Origin of the sequence: Dietzia sp. SYD-A1 (genome assembly GCF_015356725.1) — a bacterium.
In the GTDB taxonomy this organism is placed as follows: Bacteria; Actinomycetota; Actinomycetes; order Mycobacteriales; family Mycobacteriaceae; genus Dietzia.
The window spans coordinates 1-999 of sequence record NZ_JADDKI010000074.1; the positions used below are offsets into that span (position 1 = coordinate 1).

2 protein-coding genes and 1 riboswitch are annotated in these 999 nt (G+C 70.8%); both genes read left to right on the plus strand.

What is annotated here, in order from left to right:
• On the plus strand, nucleotides 1-216 hold a 216-nt coding region (locus IY392_RS03815), incomplete at its 5' end, for a hypothetical protein (RefSeq protein WP_194860546.1).
• Between the two features lie 178 nt (nucleotides 217-394).
• A riboswitch (cyclic di-AMP (ydaO/yuaA leader) is annotated at nucleotides 395-553 on the plus strand.
• A 9-nt stretch (nucleotides 554-562) separates the two neighbouring features.
• Nucleotides 563-999, plus strand: a 437-nt coding sequence (locus IY392_RS03820) for a transglycosylase family protein (protein ID WP_194860547.1), incomplete at its 3' end; no start/stop codon positions are given.

A 999-nucleotide genomic window follows, 5' to 3' on the forward strand; every position in this document is an offset into this window, starting at 1 on the left:
ACCCCGTCCCGCCCCAGACGTCGCGGGCTGTTCGTCGCCGCCCTGGCCGTCTTCGCCGTCGGAGTCGTCTTCACGATCCTCGCCGCACTCACCCCGTTCGTGCTGGACCGGGACGCCCCCACGTTCCTCTACGTCGGCGCGATGGTGTTCACCCCGGTCGGGTTCCTCCTGGGGCTGCTGTACGCCATCCTCGGCTCCCGGCCGCCCAGGGCGTGACGGAACCCACACGTCCGCGAATCTCCAGGTAACGAGCGGATAACACTGATAGCCGCCCTTCTGCGTGACCTGGTTTTATCTCAGAATGGTGACGATCCGGCATCAACCCGCTACTGTTCGAGTCAGACTCGTCAGCGAGTTGGCATCGGACGCACCACCGAACCCCGCCCTGCGGCCGTTGCGACAGTGACCGTAACCGGGCGGGGACGGGGGACCCGATCAGGGCCCTTGCCGGGCCGGCGACCACAGGTCGCCTTGGGGTCAAGCCGCCATCCGCGGCCGGGCGCACTCGTCCGAACCCGACAGCTCACCCCGTAGGCACCGAGTGAAAAGGACTGACGCGTATATGACCTCGAACACCGGACGCCACCGCGCTGCCACCCCCGCCTCCGCACCCAGGACGGCGGTGAAGGTGGTCCTCGCGGGCACCGCGTTCTCCGCCGCCGGGCTCGCCCTCGCCCCGGCCGCCAACGCGGCCCCGGACTCCGACTGGGATCGTCTCGCCCAGTGCGAGGCCGGCGGCAACTGGGGGATCAACACCGGCAACGGCTACCACGGCGGACTGCAGTTCTCGCCGAGCACCTGGGCGGCCTATGGCGGCACCCAGTACGCTCCGACCGCCAACCAGGCGACCCGCGAGCAGCAGATCGCCGTCGCCGAGAGGACCCTCGCGGGTCAGGGTTGGGGAGCGTGGCCCGCCTGCTCGGCCAAGCTGGGCCTGAACTCCGCGCCGACCCCGCGTGACCTGTCCAACCCGGCGCCCGCCGCGGCCCCGGCTGCACC